The following is a 16,329-nucleotide window of genomic DNA, read 5'->3' as shown; positions in this document are numbered from 1 at the left end:
TGGAACCGGACGAGAGGGGGGCGCGCAGGAGTGGTGGCGGGACGTAGAGCGTGATTTGTGGCGCTGAGGGTGCCCCGGAAAACGAGCACCCGAGTAGCGCCGTAAATCATGCAGTCCCGCCGCCACACCGGAGCGCACCCCAACCCACCCACACACCCGCACCCGGGCACCGCCCCCGGTCCACGGCGCGGCGGCGAATCAGAGGACGGCCGTCACCGTGCCCGCCCCCACCGTCCGTCCGCCTTCGCGGATTGCGAAGCCGAGCCCCGGCTCCAGCGGTATGTCACGGCCCAGTTCCACGGTCATGGTGACCGTGTCGCCTGGCCGGGCGACGGCCCGCTCGCCGAGGTCGACATCGCCCACGACGTCGGCCGTACGGATGTAGAACTGCGGCCGGTAGCCGGTGGACACCGGAGTGGTCCGGCCGCCCTCCCGCCCCGAGAGCACGTACACCTGCGCGGTGAAGCGCCGGCCCGGGGTGACGCTCCCGGGCGCGGCCACCACATGGCCGCGTCGTACCGCGTCGCGTGGCAGCCCGCGGAGCAGGATCGCGACGTTGTCCCCGGCCTCGGCGGACTCCATCGGCTTGCCGAAGGTCTCCAGGCCGGTGACGACCGTCTCGGTGTCCGCGCCGAGCACTTCCACCCGGCCGCCGACGCGGAGCGTGCCGCGCTCGACGGCGCCCGTGACGACCGTGCCGCGTCCGGTGATGGTGAGCACGTTCTCCACCGACAGCAGGAACGGCGCGTCGGTGTAGCGGACGGGCATCGGCACATAGGTGTCGACGGCGTCGAGCAGCGCCTCCACGGCGGCGGTCCACCGGGGCTCACCCTCCAGCGCCTTGAGTCCGGAGACCCGTACGACGGGGGCCGCGTCCCCGCCGTACCCGTGGGCGGTGAGCAGGTCGCGGACCTCCAGCTCCACCAGGTCGGTCAGCTCGTCGTCGCTCATGTCGGCCATGGTGAGCGCGACGACGATGTGGTCGACGCCCACCTGCCGGGCGAGCAGGACGTGCTCGGCGGTCTGGGGCATGACCCCGTCGAGCGCGGACACGACGAGGATCGCGCCGTCGAGCTGTGCGGCACCCGTGACCATGTTCTTGATGAAGTCGGCGTGGCCGGGCATGTCGACATGGGCGTAGTGCCGGGTGTCGGTCTCGTACTCGACGTGCGCAATGTTGATGGTGATTCCGCGCCGGGCCTCCTCGGGGGCCCGGTCGATGCGGTCGAAGGGAACGTACGTACTGAAACCGCGTCCGCTGAGCACTTTGGTGATGGCGGCGGTGAGGGTGGTCTTGCCGTGGTCGACGTGGCCCATGGTGCCGATGTTGAGGTGCGGCTTGGTGCGCACGTATGCCGTCTTGGACATGCTGCTTCTTCCTCTACCTGAGCGCTTCCTGAACGCTTCCCGGACACTTCCCGGACGCTTCTGGGGAAGCCGAATGCGAGTGAGGACCCCTGGGCCGAGCCGACCCTCCCCCTGAGGGGTCCCACCGGACGGTCCGGGGAGGGTCAGCTTCGGGCGCCGCCGAACGGCGGCAGCGCCGGTGCGGGAGCCGCGGCGGCATCGGCCGCCACGAGGAAGACGGCAGCCTTCGGCGCGTCCGCGACTGCGGACGGCGCTGCGAGGAAGGCGTACCGGAACATGTCCACGATCATCTCGGACGGGCATGACCGCGTCGACCGAATTTCCCCCGGGGGTGGGCGGCGGTGTTTCCCGCGGGGGTGGGCGGGCGTCGATCGTTGTCCCGGAACCGTGCCGGCAGGGGTTCCCCATTCGGTACCGAGACGGCCGTATAGTCCCCCATTGCGGCGATCACCCGCCGATTTCGGTTAGTCTCCCTTGATGTTCGAGCCCGTCCCCAGGCCGACCTCCGCCGGCCTCGCCGTCCGCTGCACCAGGGTGTTGCTCTCCCCCTGGTCGCGGCTCTCGCTGCTCGTCCTCGTGCTGGCCTCGGCCGGCGCGCTGGTGGTGCTGTACGAGCCACAGCGCCTGCTCTCGGACGGCTGGCCCGGTCAACTGGGCGGCGTGGCGGCGGTGGTGCTGTACGCCGTGGCGTACGGGGCGTGCACCGCGGCCTTCGTACCGCGACCGCTCCTCAACCTGGCCGCCGGCGCGCTCTTCGGCGCCCAGGCGGGTCTGGTCTCGGCGCTCGCCGGTACGGTGCTGGGCGCGGGAATCGCCTTCACGCTCGGCCGGTTGCTGGGCCAGGACGCGCTCCGCCCGCTGCTGCGCGGTCGCTGGGTGAAGGCGGCGGACACCCAGTTGAGCAAGCACGGCTTCCGCTCGATGCTGGCGATACGGATCTTCCCCGGTGTGCCGTTCGCCGCCGCCAACTACTGCGCGGCGGTCTCCCGGATGGGGTACGCGCCGTTCCTGCTGGCGACGGCGCTCGGTTCGATCCCCAACACGGCCGCGTATGTGATCGCGGGCAGCCGGGCCGGGTCGCCGACCTCGCCGACCTTCCTGATCGCGATGGGGTTCATCGTGGTGACCGGACTGATATCGGCGGCCGTCGCCTGGCGCAAACGCCACGGCTTGAGCCGCGGTTGAGAGGCGGCCCGAGCAGCGGCCTGTCGGTACCGGGCGCCCCGTCGGAGTGGCCGGCCGGCACCCCGGACCGACAGCCAGGCGACCCCCTCCGAACCCGTCGCTCCCTGTTCATCTGGGGGCGCTACTCTTCCTCACGCACCGGCGCCCGAAGGGCATATGCCGGGCTTTGACCGGGATGGCTGCGCGCCGTCGGACGTGAGCTTCTTCTTGGGTGGCGTAGGTTTCCATGTCGTGGTTTGAGTCATTCATCCTCGGTCTGGTCCAGGGACTGACCGAATTCCTGCCCATCTCCTCCAGCGCGCACCTGCGGCTGACGGCCGCCTTCGCCGGCTGGCACGATCCGGGCGCGGCGTTCACCGCGATCACCCAGATCGGCACCGAGACCGCCGTCCTGATCTACTTCCGCGAGGACATCACGAGGATCGTCTCGGCCTGGTTCCGCTCGCTCACCGACAAGTCGATGCGCGGCGACCACGACGCCCGGATGGGCTGGCTGGTGATCATCGGCTCCCTTCCGATCGGTGTGCTCGGCATCACGCTCAAGGACCAGATCGAGGGCCCGTTCCGCGATCTGCGGCTGATCGCGACCACGCTGATCGTGATGGGCCTGGTCCTCGGCATCGCCGACCGGCTGGCGGCCCGGGACGAGGCGGGCGGCCGGCACCGCGCAGTCAAGGAGCGCAAGACCCTCAAGGACCTGAGCGTCAAGGACGGTCTGATCTACGGTTTCTGCCAGGCGATGGCCCTGATCCCGGGCGTCTCCCGGTCCGGCGCCACGATCAGCGGCGGTCTGCTGATGGGCTACACCCGGGAGGCCGCCGCGCGGTACTCCTTCCTGCTGGCGATTCCCGCGGTGCTGGCGTCCGGCGCGTACGAACTCAAGGACGCCGGCGAGGGACATGTCTCCTGGGGTCCGACGATCTTCGCGACGGTCATCGCCTTCGCGGTGGGGTACGTGGTGATCGCCTGGTTCATGAAGTTCATCACTACGAAAAGTTTCATGCCGTTCGTGATCTACCGCGTGCTCCTGGGAATCGCCCTGTTCATCCTGGTCGGGACGGACACCCTGAGCCCCCACGCGGGCGAGTCGGGTGACTGAGGGCGGCCGTCGGGGGGCAGACGGTGACCTGCGGAGGCCGTAATCTGTTCGCATGTCCCCCCTTCCACGCGAGCCAGAGACTGCCTTGCCCCCCTTGTCCCCTTTGTCGTCGGATTCCGCCGCTGAGCTCAACGCGCGGATCCGCGAGCTGTGGGCCGACGGGCAGCTGCCCGAAGACCGCCGCGCGGAGTATGAGGCGCTCGTATTGAAATGGGCGGCCCTGGAGCGGGTCGAGCGCGCGGCCTGAGGGCAACGGTAGAACGAGTACGCGGGAGCGGAGCCCGGCCGACACGGCCGGGCTCCGCTCCGTTCACACCCCGCGCCACCCGCGCCTCCTCAGGCGCACGCGTCCTGCCGACTCGGCTAGCCTGACGGCACGATGAACCGTTTGAGCACGGCATGGGGCGATGTCGCCCTCGCCCGTTACCCCGAAGACCCCCGCGAGACCCTCCGCGCGTGGGACGCCGCCGACGAGTATCTGCTGCGGCGGCTCGCCGAGGACGATATGAGGGCCTCGCTGCCGTCCCCGCCCGCCGCACCGACGGGGAGCCTCGTCGTCCTCGGTGACCGCTGGGGCGCGCTGACCGTCTCGCTCGCCGCGTACGGCCCCGTACAGATCACCGACTCCTTCCTCGGCCAGAGCGCGACCCGGGCGGCCCTGGCGCGCAACGGCGTCGAGGAGACGGCCGTACGGATGCTCTCCGCCCGGGACACCCCGCCCGCGCGGATCGACGTCCTGCTCGTACGGGTGCCCAAGAGCCTCGCGCTCCTGGAGGACCAGCTGCACCGGCTGGCGCCGGCCGTCCACGCGGACACCGTGATCATCGGGACCGGCATGGTCACCGAGATCCACACCTCCACGCTGAAGCTCTTCGAGCGGATCATCGGTCCGACCAGGACGTCGCTGGCGGTGCGGAAGGCACGGCTGATCTTCTGCACGCCGGACACCTCGATCCCCCGGACGGCCGGACCCTGGCCGTTGCGGTACGCGCTGCCCGACGACGCGGGAACGCCCGGCGGGCGTCCCGGTGTCATCGTCAATCACGCGGGCATCTTCTGTGCCGACCGGCTGGACATCGGCACCCGGTTCTTCCTGAAGAACCTCCCGGCGCGGCACGACGCCGAGCGGGTCGTCGATCTGGGGTGCGGCAACGGTGTCATCGGCACGGCGGTGGCCCTGGCCAATCCGCGGGCGGAGGTGACCTTCGTCGACGAGTCCTTCTCCGCCGTGGCCTCCGCCGAAGCCACCTACCGCGAGAACGTCGACTCCGACGCCCCCGCCGCATTCCTGATCGCCGACGGGGTCTCCGGGATCGCGGACGGATCGGTCGATCTCGTACTGAACAATCCGCCGTTCCACTCCCACCGGGCCACCACGGACACGACGGCACGCCGAATGTTCGAGGGGGCGCGGCGCGTGCTGCGGCCCGGGGGCGAGCTGTGGGTGGTCGGTAACCGGCATCTCGGGTACCACGTACGGCTGCGCAGGCTCTTCGGGAACTGCGAGGTCATGGCGAGCGACCCGAAGTTCGTGGTGCTGCGGGCCGTCCGGAGCTGAGCCCCGCCGTCAAGGCGCTGGTTTCGCTCTCCTGCCGGATATCTCCGGGCGACTGGCGTGCACGGCTCTTGGCCTGAGGGCGCTCCTGCCGGAGACTGAGCCGATGACGCAGCGTGTGGATCTCGCGACGGTGATGGACCGCCTCGCCATCGACGACTTGGTGACCGGCTACGCGGTGGCCGTGGACGACGCCGACTGGGGCGGCTACCGGGCCCTGTTCACCGGGGACGGGCGAGCGGACTACCGCAGTTCGGGCGGGATCGAGGGCCCGGCGTCCGAGGTCGCCGACTGGCTGGCGGAGACGATGCGCCTCTTCCCCGTACGCCAGCACCTCATCGTCAACCGCCGGCTCCGCATCCAGGACCTGGGCGGCTATCCGGGTGACGAGGCCGAGGTGTCGGCCGACTATGTGAATCCGATGCGGCTGGAGTCGGGCGACGAGTACGTCTCCGGCGGCCGGTACGGCTTCGGGGCGCTGCGTACGAACGAGGGGTGGCGGCTGCGGAGCGTGGTGATCGAGGAGAGGTGGCGGCGGGGCGCCGGAGCGGCGGCCGGCTGACCCCGGGACCGGCTCCTAGGCCCCCGCTCCGGGCCGACGCGGTGTTGAGGCGGTCTCCGTTCGCGCCCACACTGGAAGGGCTCCCGCGCGTCGGGGGCTCCGAGCGGCGGCTGCGGAGGTCACCCCCCGGCGGGGGGGGCCGGCACTGCTTCCCGTCGTGGCCGTGCCGTGTGGTGTCGTGGTCCCCTTTCGACGCAGGACGAGGAGGCGCGGATGCGGATCGCGCCGGGCCGCCCGGAAGGCCGCTCCGTCCCCCGCGCCCGCCGACTGTTCACCGGTTCCTGGGGGCGGGCCGCCGGCGCCGTCGTGGCGGGCGCACTGCCCGCGTTGGCGTTTCCGGAACCCGGCCTCTGGTGGTTCGCGTACGGGGCGCTGGTGCCGTGGCTGCTCCTGCTGCGGACCGCGCCGACGGGACGGCGTGCCGCGGTGGAGGGCTGGCTCGGCGGCGTCGGGTTCGTGATCGCGGTGCACCACTGGCTGGCGCCGAGTCTGCACGTCTTCATCGTGGTGCTGGCGGCGCTACTGGGGCTGCTCTGGGCGCCCTGGGGGCTGCTGGTCCATACGCTGCTCCGGGGGAGACCGGGCCCCGCCCATGCCCTGGCCGCGCTCGCGGTCGTCCCGTCGGGCTGGCTGATGATCGAGCTGGCGCGGTCCTGGGAGGGGCTGGGCGGGCCCTGGGGGCTGCTGGGGGCGAGTCAGTGGGAGGTCTCCCCCGCGCTGCGGCTGGCGTCGATGGGCTCCGTATGGCTGGTGAGCCTGTTGGTGGTGCTGGTGAACACCGCGCTCGCCGTGCTGATCGCCGTGGACGGCGCCCGTACGGCCGTGGTCGGCGGTGTGGTCGCCTGCGCGCTCATGGCCGGGGCGGTGTGGGCGGCGGCCCCGCGCCCGGAGGAGGCGGGGCGGACCCGGATCGCCGTCGTCCAGCCCGGGGTGATCGAAGGACCGGGGAGCGTGGAGCGGCGCTTCGCCCGGAGCGAGGAGCTGACCGGGCAACTGGCCGGCCGCGATCTCGACCTGGTGGTCTGGGGCGAGAGCAGTGTGGGCGCCGATCTGGGCGAGCGCCCCGACCTGGCGGCGCGGCTGGCCGCGCTGTCCCGCGCGGTCGGCGCCCATCTGCTGGTCAATGTGGACGCGCGGCGCCCGGCCGCGGACGGCGCCCGTGGGATCTTCAAGAGTTCCGTGCTGGTGGGCCCCCGGGGACCGACCGGCGACCGCTACGACAAGATGCGGCTGGTCCCCTTCGGGGAGTACATACCGGCCCGCGGGCTGCTGGGCTGGGCGACCTCGGTGGGCCGGGCGGCGGATGAGGACCGGCTGCGCGGCAGCCGCCCGGTGGTGATGGACCCGCCCGGCGATGGGCCCCGGCTCGGGCCGCTGGTCTGCTTCGAGTCCGCGTTCCCCGATATGAGCCGGCGGCTGGTCCGCGACGGCGCCGGACTGCTGGTGGCCCAGTCGGCGACCTCGTCGTTCCAGGGGAGCTGGGCGCCGGAGCAGCACGCCTCCCTCGCGGCGCTGCGCGCGGCCGAGACCGGCCGGCCGATGGTGCACGCCACGCTCACCGGGGTCAGCGCGGTCTACGGGCCCGGGGGCGAACGCATCGGCCGCCCCCTGCCCACGGAGAGCAGCGCGGCGGCCGTCTACGACCTACCACTGGCGCGCGGGACGAGCGGGTACACGCGATTCGGCGACTGGCCGGTGTACGGCGCGTTCGCCGTCCTGGCGGGGTTCTGCGCGGTGGCGGGCGTCCGCTCCCTCAGGCCGCCTGCTCCAGGGCCCGGAGCACCACCTGTTCACACAGCTCATGGGTCCGCAGCGCGTCCCGCGCGCTGAGGAGTTCACCCGCGCGCACCGCGTTCAGGAAGGACAGCACGACCTGTTCGATACCGCGCTGGCGGGCGACCGGCACCCAGTCGCCCCGCTTGCGGATGCTGGGCTGCCCCTTGTGGTCGACGATCTCCGAGAGATCGCGCACCTCGCGCTTGCTGTCCCGGCCCGAGACCTCCAGCAACTCCTCGGTGGAGCCGCTCATCCGGTTCATGGCGCCGATGGCGGTGAATCCGTCACCAGAGAGCTGGAGGACGACATGGTGCATCAGTCCGTCGACGATCCGGGCCCGTACGTCGGTGTGCTCCACGGTGCCCGGGACGAGGAAGCGCAGGGTGTCCACGACATGGATGAAGTCGTCGAAGACGAGGGTGCGCGGGTCCTCGGCGAGCCCGACCCGGTTCTTCCGCAGGAGTATCAGGTCGCGGGGGTGCTCCAGGCACTGCGCGTAGCCGGGTGCGAAACGGCGGTTGAAGCCGACGGCGAGGCTGGTGCCGCGCGCCTCGGCGAGCTCCACCAGCCGCTCGGAGGTGGCCAGGTCATAGGCGAGGGGCTTGTCGACGTAGGTCGCCACCCCCGCTTCGAGGAGTGCAGTGGTGATCTCGGCGTGCACCGTGGTCGGGGCGTGGACGAAGGCCGCGTCCAGGTCCTGGGCGAGCAGTGACTCCAAGGTGGTGTGCCGTCGTTCGGCCGGCACGTGGTAGGTCTCGCCGATCTCGGTCAGCGTGGCCGGGGTGCGGGTCTGGAGGTGGAGTTCCACTCCGGGCAGGACTCCGATGACGGGCAGATACGCCTTCCGTGCGATGTCTCCGAGACCGATGCAGCCGACCTTCACAGATGCCTCCTTGTGCGGTGTTCCGGACCCCCGTCGGGGCCCGGTCAGCATACGTGCGGGGTCGGTGGCCGCCAGTCGGCGATACCGACGAAGGCCCGTACCGCGACAGCGGGTCCGAGCCTTCCGGCCAGTGACATCAGCGTCTGCCGGGCGACGACGGCCGGGGCGGCGGCGAGCGACACCGGCCGGTGTGGTGACGACGGCCGGGCGGCTCCCGGGGGACCCGGAGTCGAGCAGCTCGGCCGGGCACCCGGTGCGGACGGCGTCGGCGGGGAGCCGGGCGGCGCTCCGGTCGATCAGGGTGGCGCGGTGGACCAGCACCAGCGGGCCGCCGAGACGCTCGGCCAGGTCCTCACTGTTCACCCGGGAGTTCCAGCGGCCCCGTGGGGTGCGCAGACCGCCGTCGCCCTGCCAGGCGGCGAGGTCGCGGATCTCGTCGCCGAGGTCCCCGGCCCGGCCGCCCTGCGCACCGGGTGCACCGAGCTGCTGCGCGGACTCCTCGGCGACCGGCCGGCGGCGGGGGCCGATAGGGCCTAACGGGTTCTGCGAGGTCACCCGTCCGGGCCATTGTGTGTCCATACGACGGATGGCGGCGTGGTCGGTCCACCACAGTTGCCGGGTGACCACCACCTCGAAGATCCTGCTCGGAACGGCCGTCTGGGCCGTGTCGGGACTGGCCCTGGCGGGCTGTGTGACCGTGCAGCCCCGGTCATCACCCCCGCTCGCGCCACCGGCCCGGAGCGAGTCGCCCGCGCCGGTCGTGGGTCCGCGGATCGCACAGGGCCCGGGGCGGGCGGTCCTGGCACCGGCGCCGCCGGCACGGACCGTCGACCCGCCCGCGCCCAGGCCGCCCCGGCGGACCTGGTCACCCCGGCCGCGGGCCGCCGCCGAACCGACCGCGCCCCGGCCCGTGCCCGCCGCGCCGCCCCCGCGGGCCAGGAAGCCGGAACCGCGACAACAGCAACCGCGGGCGCGCGGAACACGCCACCGCATCCCGGACGTCTGCGCCCTCGGTGAGCGGTATGGGAGCTGGCGGCCGGACAGCGCGGCCGCCCGGCTCTGCCGCGAGGCACTGCGCGACGCGCGCCGACGACTGCCCTGAGCACCCCGGCGGGGGGCCGGCACGCGGTCCGGCCCCGAATCACCCGCCGCAAGGTCCGGGGCACATATCAGGCCCCGGGTCACTCGCCGCAAGGTCCGAGGCACAAGGTCAGAACCCAGGCCAGCCGCCGCAAGGTCGCGGTCCCGCCTCCCGGGTCACTCCCCCCGCAGCGTCCGCTCCAGCCGGGTGATCGCGGCGCGCATCCCCTGGCCGTATCCGTCGTCCGCCAGGGCGTCCGCCGCCGCCCGCGCCCGGTCCAGATGGACCCACGCGGCCTCAGGACGCCGGAGCTTCACATAGTCGGCGGCGAGGTTGAGATGGAGCGACGGATAGAAGGCCCGGACGGCCGGTGCCGCCGCGGGCCGGGGCGGCCACTCCCGACCCAGCCCGTCCGCCGCCGCGAGGGCCCGCAGGTCCCAGGCCAGCTCATCGCCCGGGTCGTCCTGGGTGTCCGCCAGATAGTGCGCGAGGGTGCAGCGGTGGAGGGCGTCCCCCGCTTCTCCGATCTCGGCCCAGAGCGCGCCGAACCGATTCCGCGCCTCTTCCCGATCGCCGCCGTGCAGCAGCATGACCGCCTGTCCGATCCGGGTCATGACGGCTTCGTCCGACGCCCCGTCCGACGCTTCCTGCGGCTCCCTCACTGCGGCCTCCCACATCGGTGCGGCACCAGGGCCCCTCGTTTCCCGACCACGCTCGCTGATCCAGCCTGATCCAAACGAAAGACCCTGGCGGCGCTCCAGGGCTCATGGTGATCCATGAACCTTGAAGCTAACCGCCGACACCCGCAAACCCGCAGAGGCTCAGGCACCGGGCCCGGCCCGTGTCCCCCGTCCGACGGGCGGTGACGCCCCGGGACCCCTCGGCCCGGGGACCGATCCGCCCGCCGCCCAAAGGCTGTCTCCTGATCCCCCCGCCTGGGGGGCACCACGGATCAAGGGGCAGCCTCGGACTCAACCCGGCTCAGCCCAGGTCGGGGATGCGCCAGTCGATCGGCTCGTGCCCCTGGGCCGCGACCGCCTCATTGATCTGGGTGAACGGGGCCGAACCGAAGAACTTCTTCGCCGACAGCGGCGAGGGGTGCGCCCCCTTCACCACCACATGCCGGGTCTCGTCGATCAGCGGCAGCTTCTTCTGGGCGTAGTTCCCCCAGAGCACGAAGACGGCCGGATCGGGCCGCTCGGCCACCGCCCTGATCACCGCGTCCGTCACCTTCTCCCACCCCTTGCCCTTGTGCGAGTTGGCCTCGCCCGCCCGCACCGTGAGCACGGCGTTGAGCAGCAGCACTCCCTGCTCGGCCCACGGCATCAGATAGCCGTTGTCCGGGATGGGGAGGCCCAGCTCGGCCTGCATCTCCTTGTAGATGTTCCGCAGGGAAGGCGGGGTCCTGACGCCGGGCCGCACCGAGAAGCAGAGGCCGTGCCCCTGGCCCTCGCCGTGGTACGGGTCCTGACCGAGAACGAGCACCTTGACCCGGTCGTACGGTGTGGCGGCGAGGGCGGCGAAGACCTCTTCGCGGGGCGGGTAGACCGGCCCCTTCGCCCGCTCCTCCTCGACGAACTCGGTCAGCTCCTTGAAATAGGGCTTCTGCAGCTCTTCGCCGAGGACGCCACGCCAGGACTCGGGCAGCAGGTCGGTGTCGGTCACGTCAAGAACCTCCGGAATGCGTTCAGTTACGAACACAGAACCTACCCGGCACCACTGACAACGGCCGCACTGACGACCGCCCCAGGGGCGGGCCCGACGACCAGTCCGGGGGGCCGGGGGCTACCAGCTCGCCTTCCGGTACAGCTCCCAGAGCTGCATCACCGTCTGCGGGTCCAGGGCGCGCTCGGCGCCACCGATCTCCTCACCGGTGGCCACGTACAGCTTGCCCTGCCACAGCGGCAGCAGCCGAACGTCGTCGGCGAGGATCTCCTGAGCCCGCCGGAACTTGCCGGCCACGGCACCGCGGTCGCTCTCGCGCCGGGTCGCCGGCAGCAGCACCCGGGTGATCTCGGGGCTCTCGTAGGGTGTCGCGATCACATTGTTCTCGCCGACGAACGGCGCGATGAAGTTGTCCGGGTCCGGGAAGTCGGGGAACCAACCGCGGCCGAAAACGGGATAGGACCCGGACTTGAGCCCCCGCAGGAATTCCGTCTCCGCCTTGCCCCGCACGGTGATCTTGAAAAGGCCCGAAGCCTCAAGCTGCCGCTTGAGTTCGGCGAACTCCAACGCCGTGGCCGATCCGTAACGGTCGGTGACGTACCAGAAGTTCAGCGCCACCGGCTTCTCGATACCGTCGTCGGCCAGAATCTTTCGAGCCCTGGCGACATTCGGCTCACCGAAACGGTCGAAGAATTCGGTGGTGTGACCGGCGATGCCCTTCGGAACCATGGAGTACAACGGCTCGGCGGTGCCCTGATAGATCTTGGCGACAAGGGCACCCCGGTCGACGACCTGTGCCACCGCCCGCCGCACGGAGACCCTGCCGGCCAGCGGGTCCTTGGAGTTGAAGACCAGATACCGGATGTCGGCGCCGACCGTCTCGACCAGTCGGAGGTGGTCGTTCTCCGGCCGCTTCTGCTGGAGCTTGACGACTTCCCCGGCGCCCAGACCGCGGTAGGTGACATCGATCTGCTTCTTCTTGAGAGCCGCCACCATCACGTCGGAATCCCGGTAATACCGGATGGTGACGGCATCGTTTCGGCGCTTGGCGAAGCCTTGGTAACGATCGTTCTTAGCCAGTTCCGCCTTGTTGCCCTTACTGAAGGAATTCAGCACATAGGGCCCGGAACCGGTCAGCTCGCCATCGTCACGGAGCTTGTCCGCGGGGTATTTCCCCGGCGGAACGAGGGAGGTGGCGGGGGTCGCGAGGATGAACGGGAACGTGGCGTCGGAGGATTTCAGCCGGAAGACGACCGTGCGGTCACCGACCGCCTCCACTCTGGCCAGCGAGCTCAGCAGACCGAGCGGACCACCCGACTCGCCGATGGTCCGAATACGGTCGATGGAATGCTTCACCGCCCGCGCGTCGAGCTTCTCACCGTTGGAGAAGACGAGCCCCGAACGCAAACGGCACTCGTAGACCTTGTTCGCAGTGTCCGTGAACCGGCACTCCTTCGCCGCATCCGGCCGCGGCGCGTTGCTCCCGGTCGGAAAGCTCAGCAGCGTCTGGAACACATTCCGGTACAGCTCCCAGGAACCGTTCCAGGCGGCGGCCGGGTCAAGGGTTGTCGGCTCACTCGTCGTACCGACCGATATCTTTCGTTTGCCACCCGATTCCGCATCGGTGAACAGACCGCACCCCGCCAGCAGGGATATGGAGGCCAGCGTCGCAGCGGCCCTCGGACAGGTCCGGTAGAACACGTGCACGCTCCTCGTTCGGCCGTGGGTCGGCCGACCATACCGCAGCGCCCTGCCGGGTCAACCAGGCGGCCCGGCAGGGCACTTGACTCATCGCGTAACAAACAACGCAGTTCGCTCAGTGCACTCCGGCGTTGAGGAAGAGGCCCCCGTCGACCACCAATGTCTGCCCGGTGATCCAGTCCGACTGGTCGGAGGTGAGGAACGCGGCGGCACCGCCAATGTCCTCCGGCATTCCGAGCCGGGCCAGCGGGTAGGCGGCCGCGGCTTCGGCCTCCCGCCCCTCGTAGAGCGGCTCGGCGAATCGCGTCTTCACCACGGCCGGCGCGATGGTGTTGACCCGCACGGATGGCGCGAATTCATGCGCCAACTGGAGGGTCAGATTCACCATGGCCGCCTTGCTCATCCCGTACGCCCCGATGAATGGCGACGGCGAGAGGCCCGCGACCGAGGCGATATTCACGATCGCGCCGCCATTCTCCTTCTGCCACGCTCGATAGGTCTGCTGGGCGAAGCCGAGCGCCGAGATCACATTCGTCTCGTACACCTTGCGCGCGACACCGAGATCAAGCTCCGCAAGCGGTCCGTAGACCGGATTGGTGCCCGCGTTGTTGACGAGGAAGTCGACCCGGCCGAACACCTCCATGACCCGCTCGACCGCAGCCGCCTGATGCGCCTCGTCATGGGCCTTGCCCGCGACGGCGATGGCCCGGTCACCGCCGAGCCGCGCCACCGCGTCGGCGAGCGCGTCCGCACCCCGGCCGGTGAGACACACCCGGTCGCCACGGGCCACGAGCGCCTCGGCGACTCCGTAGCCGATGCCCCGGCTTCCGCCGGTGATCAGCGCGACCTTTCCACTGTCGGGTACTTCCGTCATCGTGAGGACCCCCGATTCAGTTGAGCGGTCCGCCGGCCACGTACAGCACCTGGCCGGAGACGAAGCCCGCGTCATCGCCGGTGAAGAAGGCGATGGCATTGGCGATGTCCTCGGGGCGCCCGACGCGCTGGACCGGGATCTGGGTGGCGGCGGCGGCCTGGAAGTCCTCGAAGCCCATACCGACCCGGGCGGCCGTCTGTGCGGTCATCTCGGTGACGATGAAGCCGGGGGCGACCGCGTTGGCGGTGACACCGAACTTGCCGAGCTCCTTGGCGAGGGTCTTGGTGAAGCCCTGGAGGCCGGCCTTGACCGCGGCGTAGTTCGCCTGACCGCGATTGCCGAGCGCCGAGGACGAGGAGAGCGAGACGATCCGTCCGAACCCGGCGTCGACCATGTGCTTCTGACATGCCTTGGCCATCAGGAACGCGCCTTTGAGGTGCACGTTCATCACGGTGTCCCAGTCGGACTCGCTCATCTTGAAGAGGAGGTTGTCGCGGAGCACCCCCGCGTTGTTGACCAGGATCGTGGGCGCGCCCAGCTCGGTGGCGACCCGCGCCACGGCGGACTCCACACGGGCGGAGTCGGACACGTCGCAGCCGACGGCGAGGGCGGTGCCACCGGCCTCGGTGATCGCGCCGACCGTGTCCGCGCAGGCCGCCTCGTCGAGGTCGAGCACGGCGACGGCCCGTCCCTCGGCCGCGAGCCGTACCGCGGTGGCGGCGCCAATGCCGCGTGCCGCGCCGGTCACGACGGCGACGCGCTGCTCGGTGGTGGACATGTGGTTCTCCTCGCCCTTGGATGCGGCTCATCCGGCACGTCCCGTACGCCACGCGAATGAGCGACCGCTTAGTACCTTCAGCAGACGAGACGCTAGAAGCCCTGGCACCCGGTGTCAACGGCCCACCGGGGCGCGCCACGTCGGCGAGGAACACCTCCGCGCGACGGTCCGGTGCCGTCACCCCGCGCTCCGGGACGGGAAAACCGGCCGGGAGGACGGGAAAACCGGCCGGGAGGACGGGAAAACCGGCCGGGAGGACGGGAGAACCGGCCGGGGGCAGGAGAACCGGCCGGGGCCCATGCGGGGGTCGACGGGTTCATGGAGTCCGTCGGCACGGAACGCGCACGCCGTTCCCGGCCCCCGCGCACCACACTCTGTTCACCGGGCGCCCGGCCCGTCCCTCACCGCACGAGCAGCGTGAGCAGCCGGTCCACTTCGGCCTCCGGGTCCGCCGTCAGCCCCGTGTGCACCGGACCCGGTTGGACCACGGTCGAGCGGGGCGCGATCAGCCAGCGGAAGCGGCGTCCCGCGTCGTCCTGGGCCGCCTGTCCGGCCCCGACACCGCCGCAGCACACCTGCTCGACGGCGTGCAGCGCGGCCCGTACGCCCCGGACGTCCGCCGTCGGGTCCAGTGCCCGCAGCTTCGCCTCGTCCAGGAACGTCCGGGCGGCGACGTAGGTCCTGGCCCGCGAGTAGACCACCACCCCCGCGTTGAAGCACTCACCGCGCTCGATCCGGGGGACCACCCGCAGCAGCGCGTACTCGAAGACCTCTCGCACCTGGTGCTCGCTCACGCGTCGACTCCCGTCCCGGCCGTGGCGGACGGTCGGCCGGTCAGCCATCCGGGCGCCTGGGAGGGCCGGTCTCCGGTCGGTTCGCTCAGCGTGATCCTGGTGTGGATCGTCGCCGCGCGCGACAGCAGCGCCTCCACATAGGCGCGGCGCAGCGCGTCCGTGCTCGCGAAGCCGGGCTCGTCGACCAACCATTCGTCGGGGACATCGGCGGCGGCCCGGGTCAGCAGTTCCTCGGTGACCAGCGGTGCCAGCTCGGCCGCGGCCGCGGCGATGTCCGGCGTGAAGCGGGCCAGTGCGTGGTCCGACGCGTCGTACGGCTTGGCGGCGGAGGTCGCGGCGCCGGGCCAGTTGTGGTGCCAGATCATGGTGGCGCCGTGGTCGATGAGCCAGAGGTCACCGTGCCACACCAGCAGATTGGGGTTCCGCCAGGACCGGTCGACGTTGTTGATCAGTGCGTCGAACCAGATGACCCGACCGGCTTCGGCGGGACTCACCTCGTAGGCGAGCGGATCGAAGCCGATCGAGCCGGGCAGGAAGTCCATGCCGAGGTTGAGTCCACCGCTGGCCTTCAGCAGCTCCTGCACCTCCTGATCGGGCTCGCCGAGCCCGATCACGGGGTCGAGCTGGATACTGACCAGCTCGGGGACGCGCAGCCCGAGGTGGCGGCCGAGCTGTCCGCAGATGACTTCGGCCACGAGGGTTTTACGGCCCTGTCCGGCACCGGTGAATTTCATGACGTAGGTGCCGAGATCGTCGGCCTCGACGATTCCTGGGAGCGAGCCGCCCTCACGCAGGGGCGTGACATAGCGAGTCGCTGTGACTTCTGTCAGCATTTCCTCAGGCTATACGGCACGGCTCCCTGCGAATCCGCAGACCGGGTCGGACCGTACAGCCGGGCGGTCCTCGCCCCCCGCCGGCCCTGGGGAGAACCTGGGGAGCTCCCACCGGCACGGCATTCCCTCCGGCTCCCCAGGAACTTCCGGTGCCGCCTGTCGGCCCCGGGGCTCC

General features: G+C 71.0%; 17 protein-coding genes. 7 read left to right on the top strand and 10 right to left on the bottom strand.

The window, feature by feature from the left end; translation table 11 throughout:
* Positions 1 to 198 precede the first annotated feature (198 nt).
* Both tuf and ACH4S7_RS29175 read right to left on the bottom strand, forming a co-directional pair.
* Positions 199 to 1,368: an elongation factor Tu gene (gene tuf / locus ACH4S7_RS29180; RefSeq protein WP_398524319.1), complete on the bottom strand. Its 1,170-nt coding sequence runs from the start codon at positions 1,366 to 1,368 to the stop codon at positions 199 to 201.
* A gap of 143 nt (positions 1,369 to 1,511) precedes the next feature.
* Complete coding sequence (locus ACH4S7_RS29175; protein WP_398524318.1) at positions 1,512 to 1,646, bottom strand: hypothetical protein; 135 nt, start codon at positions 1,644 to 1,646, stop codon at positions 1,512 to 1,514.
* Positions 1,647 to 1,845: 199 nt separating this feature from the next.
* Between ACH4S7_RS29175 and ACH4S7_RS29170 the strand changes: the two genes are divergently transcribed.
* The 6 genes from ACH4S7_RS29170 to lnt all read left to right on the top strand — a co-directional run bounded on the left by ACH4S7_RS29170 (position 1,846) and on the right by lnt (position 7,599).
* Positions 1,846 to 2,553, top strand: a complete 708-nt coding sequence (locus ACH4S7_RS29170; RefSeq protein ID WP_398524317.1) for a TVP38/TMEM64 family protein — start codon at positions 1,846 to 1,848, stop codon at positions 2,551 to 2,553.
* A 226-nt stretch (positions 2,554 to 2,779) separates the two neighbouring features.
* On the top strand, positions 2,780 to 3,652 hold the full coding sequence (locus ACH4S7_RS29165; protein WP_398524316.1) for an undecaprenyl-diphosphate phosphatase: 873 nt from the start codon (positions 2,780 to 2,782) through the stop codon (positions 3,650 to 3,652).
* Between the two features lie 103 nt (positions 3,653 to 3,755).
* Positions 3,756 to 3,899, top strand: a complete 144-nt coding sequence (locus tag ACH4S7_RS29160) for a hypothetical protein (protein WP_398524315.1) — start codon at positions 3,756 to 3,758, stop codon at positions 3,897 to 3,899.
* A gap of 132 nt (positions 3,900 to 4,031) precedes the next feature.
* Positions 4,032 to 5,210 (top strand): methyltransferase, encoded by a 1,179-nt coding sequence (locus tag ACH4S7_RS29155; protein ID WP_398524314.1) that lies wholly within the window; start codon positions 4,032 to 4,034, stop codon positions 5,208 to 5,210.
* A 103-nt stretch (positions 5,211 to 5,313) separates the two neighbouring features.
* The gene (locus tag ACH4S7_RS29150) at positions 5,314 to 5,769 is read left to right on the top strand and encodes a nuclear transport factor 2 family protein (protein ID WP_398524313.1); all 456 of its coding nucleotides are present in this window, start codon (positions 5,314 to 5,316) and stop codon (positions 5,767 to 5,769) included.
* 213 nt (positions 5,770 to 5,982) lie between these two features.
* Complete coding sequence (lnt, locus tag ACH4S7_RS29145; protein WP_398524312.1) at positions 5,983 to 7,599, top strand: apolipoprotein N-acyltransferase; 1,617 nt, start codon at positions 5,983 to 5,985, stop codon at positions 7,597 to 7,599.
* On the opposite strand, the gene ACH4S7_RS29140 is transcribed toward lnt, so the two are convergent.
* Positions 7,523 to 8,428, bottom strand: coding sequence for a Gfo/Idh/MocA family protein (locus ACH4S7_RS29140; protein ID WP_398524476.1), 906 nt, complete (start codon positions 8,426 to 8,428; stop codon positions 7,523 to 7,525). The genes lnt and ACH4S7_RS29140 overlap by 77 nt on opposite strands.
* 619 nt (positions 8,429 to 9,047) lie before the next feature.
* On the opposite strand from ACH4S7_RS29140, the gene ACH4S7_RS29135 reads away from it, so the two are divergent.
* Positions 9,048 to 9,530, top strand: a complete 483-nt coding sequence (locus tag ACH4S7_RS29135) for a hypothetical protein (RefSeq protein ID WP_398524311.1) — start codon at positions 9,048 to 9,050, stop codon at positions 9,528 to 9,530.
* Between the two features lie 155 nt (positions 9,531 to 9,685).
* Here the strand turns inward: ACH4S7_RS29135 and ACH4S7_RS29130 are convergent, their stop codons facing one another.
* From ACH4S7_RS29130 to ACH4S7_RS29100, 7 genes are all read right to left on the bottom strand, one after another.
* Positions 9,686 to 10,186 (bottom strand): hypothetical protein, encoded by a 501-nt coding sequence (locus tag ACH4S7_RS29130; RefSeq protein ID WP_398524310.1) that lies wholly within the window; start codon positions 10,184 to 10,186, stop codon positions 9,686 to 9,688.
* A gap of 304 nt (positions 10,187 to 10,490) precedes the next feature.
* Positions 10,491 to 11,174 (bottom strand): uracil-DNA glycosylase, encoded by a 684-nt coding sequence (locus ACH4S7_RS29125; RefSeq protein ID WP_398524309.1) that lies wholly within the window; start codon positions 11,172 to 11,174, stop codon positions 10,491 to 10,493.
* Positions 11,175 to 11,294: 120 nt separating this feature from the next.
* Positions 11,295 to 12,875, bottom strand: a complete 1,581-nt coding sequence (locus ACH4S7_RS29120; RefSeq protein WP_398524308.1) for an ABC transporter substrate-binding protein — start codon at positions 12,873 to 12,875, stop codon at positions 11,295 to 11,297.
* A gap of 115 nt (positions 12,876 to 12,990) precedes the next feature.
* Positions 12,991 to 13,749, bottom strand: a complete 759-nt coding sequence (locus ACH4S7_RS29115; protein WP_398524307.1) for an SDR family oxidoreductase — start codon at positions 13,747 to 13,749, stop codon at positions 12,991 to 12,993.
* Positions 13,750 to 13,765: 16 nt separating this feature from the next.
* Complete coding sequence (gene fabG / locus ACH4S7_RS29110; protein ID WP_398524306.1) at positions 13,766 to 14,527, bottom strand: 3-oxoacyl-ACP reductase FabG; 762 nt, start codon at positions 14,525 to 14,527, stop codon at positions 13,766 to 13,768.
* Between the two features lie 401 nt (positions 14,528 to 14,928).
* Positions 14,929 to 15,369: a DUF3037 domain-containing protein gene (locus tag ACH4S7_RS29105; protein ID WP_398524305.1), complete on the bottom strand. Its 441-nt coding sequence runs from the start codon at positions 15,367 to 15,369 to the stop codon at positions 14,929 to 14,931.
* On the bottom strand, positions 15,318 to 16,154 hold the full coding sequence (locus ACH4S7_RS29100) for a HipA family kinase (protein ID WP_398524304.1): 837 nt from the start codon (positions 16,152 to 16,154) through the stop codon (positions 15,318 to 15,320). The genes ACH4S7_RS29105 and ACH4S7_RS29100 overlap by 52 nt, the downstream gene beginning before the upstream one ends.
* Between the last annotated feature and the right edge of the window lie 175 nt (positions 16,155 to 16,329).

It is taken from the genome of Streptomyces sp. NPDC020965, assembly GCF_044333555.1.
In the GTDB taxonomy this organism is placed as follows: Bacteria; Actinomycetota; Actinomycetes; order Streptomycetales; family Streptomycetaceae; genus Streptomyces.
Note: the sequence above shows the minus strand (reverse complement) of the source record. Positions and strands in the feature narration are given on the sequence as shown.